Source organism: Streptomyces katrae, from assembly GCF_000966975.1.
Classification (GTDB): domain Bacteria; phylum Actinomycetota; class Actinomycetes; order Streptomycetales; family Streptomycetaceae; genus Streptomyces; species Streptomyces katrae.
In genome coordinates, this window is sequence record NZ_JZWV01001194.1 from 1 (window position 1) to 5,788 (window position 5,788).

General features: G+C 72.0%; 8 protein-coding genes. 7 read left to right on the plus strand and 1 reads right to left on the minus strand.

The features are described 5' to 3' along the window. Positions 1-28: 28 nt before the first annotated feature. The 4 genes from VR44_RS34820 (at position 29) to VR44_RS34835 (ending at position 3,715) form a co-directional block, all read left to right on the plus strand. Entirely contained in the window at positions 29-442 is a 414-nt protein-coding gene (locus VR44_RS34820; protein WP_045951645.1) for a DUF3151 domain-containing protein, read from the plus strand. A 129-nt stretch (positions 443-571) separates the two neighbouring features. Beyond that, complete coding sequence (locus VR44_RS34825) at positions 572-1,420, plus strand: tryptophan 2,3-dioxygenase family protein (RefSeq protein WP_045951646.1); 849 nt, start codon at positions 572-574, stop codon at positions 1,418-1,420. Beyond that, positions 1,413-2,651 carry a kynureninase gene (gene kynU / locus VR44_RS34830; RefSeq protein ID WP_045951647.1) on the plus strand — a complete coding sequence of 413 codons (1,239 nt, stop codon included), beginning with the start codon at positions 1,413-1,415 and terminating at the stop codon, positions 2,649-2,651. Before VR44_RS34825 ends, kynU begins: the two co-directional genes overlap by 8 nt. A 188-nt stretch (positions 2,652-2,839) precedes the next feature. After that, on the plus strand, positions 2,840-3,715 hold the full coding sequence (locus VR44_RS34835; protein WP_045951648.1) for an alpha/beta hydrolase family protein: 876 nt from the start codon (positions 2,840-2,842) through the stop codon (positions 3,713-3,715). Here the strand turns inward: VR44_RS34835 and VR44_RS34840 are convergent. Further along, on the minus strand, positions 3,640-4,098 hold the full coding sequence (locus VR44_RS34840; RefSeq protein ID WP_063779007.1) for a hypothetical protein: 459 nt from the start codon (positions 4,096-4,098) through the stop codon (positions 3,640-3,642). The genes VR44_RS34835 and VR44_RS34840 overlap by 76 nt on opposite strands. A 113-nt stretch (positions 4,099-4,211) precedes the next feature. On the opposite strand from VR44_RS34840, the gene VR44_RS34845 reads away from it, so the two are divergent. From VR44_RS34845 to VR44_RS34855, 3 genes are all read left to right on the plus strand, one after another. Next, positions 4,212-5,048: a helix-turn-helix domain-containing protein gene (locus tag VR44_RS34845; RefSeq protein WP_045951652.1), complete on the plus strand. Its 837-nt coding sequence runs from the start codon at positions 4,212-4,214 to the stop codon at positions 5,046-5,048. Beyond that, complete coding sequence (locus VR44_RS34850; protein ID WP_045951649.1) at positions 5,045-5,287, plus strand: DUF397 domain-containing protein; 243 nt, start codon at positions 5,045-5,047, stop codon at positions 5,285-5,287. Before VR44_RS34845 ends, VR44_RS34850 begins: the two co-directional genes overlap by 4 nt. 104 nt (positions 5,288-5,391) lie before the next feature. Continuing rightward, positions 5,392-5,727, plus strand: a complete 336-nt coding sequence (locus VR44_RS34855; protein WP_245692757.1) for a hypothetical protein — start codon at positions 5,392-5,394, stop codon at positions 5,725-5,727. Positions 5,728-5,788 lie beyond the last annotated feature (61 nt).

Below are 5,788 nucleotides of genomic sequence, written 5' to 3' on the forward strand. Positions count from 1 at the left end.
GTGCACACCGATCGGACACACTGAACCCATGTCGATTCACCAGAACCTGCTCGGGGGCCCCGCCCCCACCCACCTGCCCGACGAGCCCGCGCCCCGCGAGGCCCTCGCCGCCGGTACCGCCGCCGCCGAGGTGGCCGCAGCCCACCCGACCTCCTCCCTCGCCTGGGCCGCCCTCGCCGACGAGGCCTTCGCCGCCGGCCGGACGGTCGAGTCCTACGCGTACGCCCGTACGGGCTACCACCGCGGCCTGGACGCCCTGCGCCGCGCCGGCTGGAAGGGCCACGGCCCGGTGCCGTGGGAGCACGAGCCGAACCGCGGCTTCCTGCGCGCCCTGCACGCCCTGGCCCGGGCCGCCGGGGCCATCGGCGAGAAGGACGAGTACGAGCGCTGCTCGACCTTCCTGCGCGACTCCTCCCCGACCGCCGCGGACACGCTCGCGTAACGGCCGGGACGAGTGCCCTAGAGGCGCCCCGGATCTCCTGTTTATGATGCGAGGCAGGGGACCGGGGCTCCACTTACCCAATCGGAAGGAGCGGACCGCTACCCGGAAGCACGTGTCGAGGAGACAGCGATGTCGCACGCCCTTGATGCCTCCGGAGCCGGTTCGGACACCCCGAACCTCGACTTCGCAGGCACCACCCCGTACGAGGACTACGTCCAGGCGGACGTCCTCACCCACCTCCAGCACCTGCGCTCGGACGATCCCGGCGAGATGGTCTTCCTGGTCACCACCCAGGTCATGGAGCTGTGGTTCACCGTCATCGTCCACGAGTGGGAGACCGCCGCCCGCGCCCTGCGCGAGGACGACCTCCCGGTGGCGATGGACGCGCTGAAACGATCCCTCAGGGAGCTGGAGGCGCTCAACCACTCCTGGCGGCCGCTGGCCCAGCTCACCCCCGCGCAGTTCAACGCCTACCGCGGCGCCCTCGGCGAGGGTTCCGGTTTCCAGTCCGCGATGTACCGCCGGATGGAGTTCCTCCTCGGCGAGAAGTCCGCGTCCATGCTGGTCCCGCACCGCGGCGCCCCGCGCGTCCACGCCGAGCTGGAGAAGGCCCTCCAGGAGCCCAGCCTCTACGACGAGACCCTGCGCCTGCTCGCCCGCCGCGGCCTGCCCGTCCCGCAGTCGGTCCTCGACCGGGACCTCTCCCAGCGCTACGAGCCCTCCGCCGCGGTCGAGGCCGTCTGGACGGAGCTCTACGCCGACCCCGCCGGCACCCACGCCGACCTGCACCGCCTCGGTGAGGTCCTCACCGACGTGGCCGAGCTGGTCTGGCGCTGGCGCAACGACCACCTGGTCGCCACCCGCCGCGCGATGGGCGCCAAGACCGGCACGGGCGGCTCCGCCGGGGTGACCTGGCTGGAGAAGCGCGCGACGAAGAACGTCTTCCCCGAGCTCTGGACGGCCCGCAGCCATGTCTGACGCGATACTCCAGGACCCCCAGGACCCCCAGGACCCCCAGGACCTTCAGGACCTTCAGGCCCGTGCCGCCCGCCTGGACGCCGAGGACCCCCTCGCCAAGCACCGCGAGCGCTTCACCCTCCCCGAGGGCGTGGTCTACCTCGACGGGAACTCCCTCGGCGCGCTCCCGGCGGGCGTCCCCGGCGCGGTGGCCGACGTGGTCCACCGCCAGTGGGGCGAGCTCCTCATCCGCTCCTGGGACGAGAGCGGCTGGTGGACCGCCCCCGAGCGGATCGGCGACCGCATCGCCCCGCTGATCGGCGCCGCCCCCGGCCAGGTCACCGTCGGCGACTCCACCAGCGTCAACCTCTTCAAGGCCCTCGTCGGCGCCGCCCGCCTGGCCGCGCCCGGCCGCACCCGGATGCTGGTCGACGCCACCACCTTCCCCACCGACGGCTACATCGCAGCCTCCGCCGCCCGGATGACCGGCCTGGACCTCGTCCCGGTCGACCCGTCCGAAGCGGCGGCCGCGATGGACGACCGTACGGCCGTGGTCCTCCTCAACCACGTCGACTACCGCACCGGCCGGCTCCACGACCTGCCCGCCCTCACCGGGGCCGCCCACGCCGCGGGCGCGCTGATCGTCTGGGACCTCTGCCACACGGCCGGCGCCCTCCCGGTCGGTCTCGATGCGCACGCCGTCGACCTCGCGGTCGGCTGCACGTACAAGTACCTCAACGGCGGGCCCGGCTCCCCGGCGTACATCTACGTCGCCGAGCGCCACCAGGGTGCTTTCGACTCCCCGCTCCCCGGCTGGAACAGCCACGCCGAGCCCTTCGCGATGACGCCGGAGTACGCGCCCGCCCAGGGCGCCGCCCGGGCCCGCGTCGGGACCCCGGACATCCTGTCCATGCTGGCGCTGGAGTCGGCCCTGGACGCCTGGGAGGACGTGGACATCGAGGCGGTCCGCGCCAAGTCGCTGGCCCTGACCGACTTCTTCCTGGAGTGCGTGGCGGCGTACGTCCCGGCGGGCGCGGTCGAGGTGGTCACCCCGTTGGAGCACGCCCGCCGCGGCAGCCAGGTTTCCCTGCGCACGGACGGCGCCCGCGCGGTGATGACGGAGCTCATCTCCCGGGGCATCGTGGGCGACTTCCGCGCCCCCGACGTCCTGCGCTTCGGTTTCACCCCGCTCTACGTCGGTTTCGCCGACGCCGAGCGCGCGGCGCGCACGCTGGGTCACATTTTCGGGTGACGCGGTAGCGAAACGTCACACCACGAGGCGGGCGGGGCTACGGCTCCGCCCGCCTCCGTGCGGACTCGTCCCGGCGGCTAGGGGCACGTGGCAGCCTGATACGGTCCCGCTCTGCCGGAAACACCGGAACATCTGTCCCGGCTGTCACACGCGTTGCTGTCACACGAGTTAACCGAGAGGTCGAGCCGATGACGGACCCCGCAGTCGAACGGGACGCCGCCGAGGCCGCCGCGGCCTTCGCGCACCCCCCGGTCGCACCGGACGCGAGCGCCGCGTACGGGGAACACGCCGACCAGGTCATCGACTTCTACGCCCCGCGCGGGGACCTGACGGGCCCGGCCCCGCTCGTCGTCGTCCTGCACGGGGGCGCCTGGCGCGCCCCGTACGACCGTCAGCACGTCACCCCGTTCGCCGACTTCCTGGCCCGGCGGGGTTTCGCCGTCGCCAACGTCGAGTACCGGCGCGGGAGTTCCCTGCCGCACCAGGGCGCCGAGGGCCCGGTCGCGGGCCGCTGGCCGGAGACCTTCGACGACGTCGCCGCCGCCATGGACGCCCTGCCGGGCCTGCTCGCGTCCGCCCTCCCGACGGCCGACCCCCGCAGGACGGTCGTCACCGGCCACTCGGCGGGCGGCCACCTCGCCCTGTGGGCCGCCGCCCGGCACGTCCTCCCGTCCGGCTCCCCGTGGCGGCTGCCTTCCCCGCCGGAGCTGCGCGGCGTGGTGGCGCTGGCCCCCATCGCGGACTTCGAGGTCGCGGAGAAGCTCGGCGTGTGCGGCGGGGCCTCCGCCCAGCTGCTGGGCGGCCCGGCCCACTGGGACGCCCGCCGCCCCTCGGCGGACCCCGCCTCGCTCCTGCCGACGGGCATCGCTACGACGGTGGTCCAGGGGCGGGAGGACATCGTGGTCCCGCCGGCGGTGGCGGAGTCGTACGTGGCCGCGGCGGCGAAGGCGGGGGAGATGGTGGGCCTGACGCTGGTCGAGGGGGTCGGTCACTTCCCGCTGATCGACCCGGCGGCGGACGCCTGCGCGGTGGTGGCGGAGGAGATCTCGCAGCTGGCCTGGTAGAGCCCGGCGGCGCGGTGCAGCAGCAGGGCGTGGAACCGGTCCTCGGCCTTGGGCGGACACCGCCAGGCCAGGGGCCAGGCCCCGTCCAGGGCGGGGACGGGGATGTACGTGGTCCGGCGCGGCCCGGCCGTGAGCCGCCGGAACCCGGGCGGCCACATGCGGTACTGGGCACTGCCGACCGGGATCAGGAAGTAGACCGGCCGGCGCCCGTTGGCCTGCACGACGATGGGCCCGGGGTCACCGCCCGTGAGCGTGACGAGCAGATCGGCGAGGTCCCGTCCCATGTCACCGTCCACACGTAGGGCGTCAAACTGCACGCCGGCCTTGCGGAACGCGATCCCGGCGGGCGGGAGCCAGGTGGGGGTGTCACTTTCAGTGTTCATGCGCCAAGGGTGAGGGCTCAGCCCTACCGTTTTCCATAACGCTGAGTCGAGGGCTCGTAACGGTAGGGATTCGGCCGCGGCTGGTTGAGCCTGGTTGAGTGGGGGTGTACTCCATGGCGAAGGCAGCCAACAAGGAGAGGGCGGGCGGAGCGACCCGTCTGGTGGCCCATCTGGCCCGCGTTCTGCGGGAGAAGGCGGGCTACACCCAGACGGAACTGGGGAGGAAAATCGGGTATTCGGGTGCGGCGATCAGCGCGATGGAAACGTGCGCGCAGCCGGCGAGCGACGAAATGCTCGTCGAACTCGAACGGGAGGTCGGCTGGGGCCTCGGCGTCTTCGAAATGGCGCGTGGACTGGTGCGGCTGGACAAATATCCGGCCCAGTTCCAGGACTTCATCGCCCTGGAGAGTCGTGTCCTTACCTTGTGCATGTTCGAGACGCTCGTGATCAATGGTCTGTTCCAGACCGAGGCATACGCACAGGCGTTGATCGCCGGCGGATACCCCGTGCTGCCGGATCGCCGGGTCGCTGAGCTGGTCGAAGCTCGCATGGAGCGAACCGCGCTCTTCGAGCGTGAGCCGACCGCGTTGATCGAACTCATCCTGGACGAGTCAGCGTTGCTGCGTGGCGTCGGCAGCCCCGACATCATGCGGGGCCAGCTCCGGCACCTTGCCGAGCTGGCCAAGCGCCGTAATGTGACGGTGCAGGTCCTGCCTCTGAACTGCGGGTTCACAGGTGAGCATGCGGGCGCCCGTGGTGGGCTGACCATCCTAGAAACCGCCGATCACGAACACCTCGCCTACATGGAGGCGCAGGACGAGAGTGTGATGATCAGCGACCCGGGAATGGTGAGCATGTACTCGCAACGGTATGCGAAGATCCGCGCACAGGCCTTGGGCCCACGTGAATCGCTGGGCCTCATCGAGCGGTTGGCGGGTGATCGGCAGTGAACAACCATCTGCGGTGGTTCAAGTCCAGCTACAGCAGCGACGCCGGGGGCCAGTGCGTCGAAGTGGCCTACGACTGGCGGAAGTCGAGCTACAGCGACGGCGGTGGCGGCAACTGCGTGGAGGTCGCGGGGCGCCCCCACGCCGTCCACGTCCGGGACTCCAAGAACCTCGGCCCCACCCTCACCCTGGCCCCCAAGGCCTGGGCAGACTTCGCCAACTGGGCGGCCAGGCAGGCGTAGTGCCGACCTGGGCGCTCCTCTTGGAGCAGAACATCCACAGGCGGCACGGGTCGGCCTGGTCGGTCACCGTCCTGGGCCACGTGGACGGGACCAGGGAAGAGGCCTTGACCGCCCTCCGTGAACGGGTGGACAGGTTCGACCCCTCGGTCTTCTACACGGTGAAGCGGCGGAGGCTCTACGGCGACGGCGACGGTTTCATGCTGCTCGTCGAGGGCCGCTTCGCACGCGCGTGGCACTACCGGTTCAAACTCGCCGAGCTGCTCGAAGACAGCGCCCCTCCGCCCCCACCGCCGGAACCGAAGCCGGAGCCCGTGGAGCGGTGGCAGCCCCCGCGCCCCCGCTCGCCCAAGCCCCCGAAGCCCCCACAACGCCCGGCCCCACCACGGGAGGTCGACATCCCGGAGCGCCCTGCATGGCTCGGACGGGACGACCTGGCCTGACCCGGGCGGACGGTCTCAGGGAAGGGCTGGGGGCTTCCCGTCAGTCCCACTGTCCTTCCGG

What these genes read in the sequence shown, in the direction of transcription:
- VR44_RS34845 (WP_045951652.1), top strand. Translation starts at nt 4,212, where the DNA reads ATGGCGAAGGCAGCCAACAAGGAGAGGGCGGGCGGAGCGACCCGTCTG.
- VR44_RS34820 (WP_045951645.1), top strand. Translation starts at nt 29, where the DNA reads ATGTCGATTCACCAGAACCTGCTCGGGGGCCCCGCCCCCACCCACCTG.
- VR44_RS34835 (WP_045951648.1), top strand. Translation starts at nt 2,840, where the DNA reads ATGACGGACCCCGCAGTCGAACGGGACGCCGCCGAGGCCGCCGCGGCC.
- kynU (WP_045951647.1), top strand. Translation starts at nt 1,413, where the DNA reads ATGTCTGACGCGATACTCCAGGACCCCCAGGACCCCCAGGACCCCCAG.
- VR44_RS34840 (WP_063779007.1), bottom strand. Translation starts at nt 4,098, where the DNA reads ATGAACACTGAAAGTGACACCCCCACCTGGCTCCCGCCCGCCGGGATC.
- VR44_RS34825 (WP_045951646.1), top strand. Translation starts at nt 572, where the DNA reads ATGTCGCACGCCCTTGATGCCTCCGGAGCCGGTTCGGACACCCCGAAC.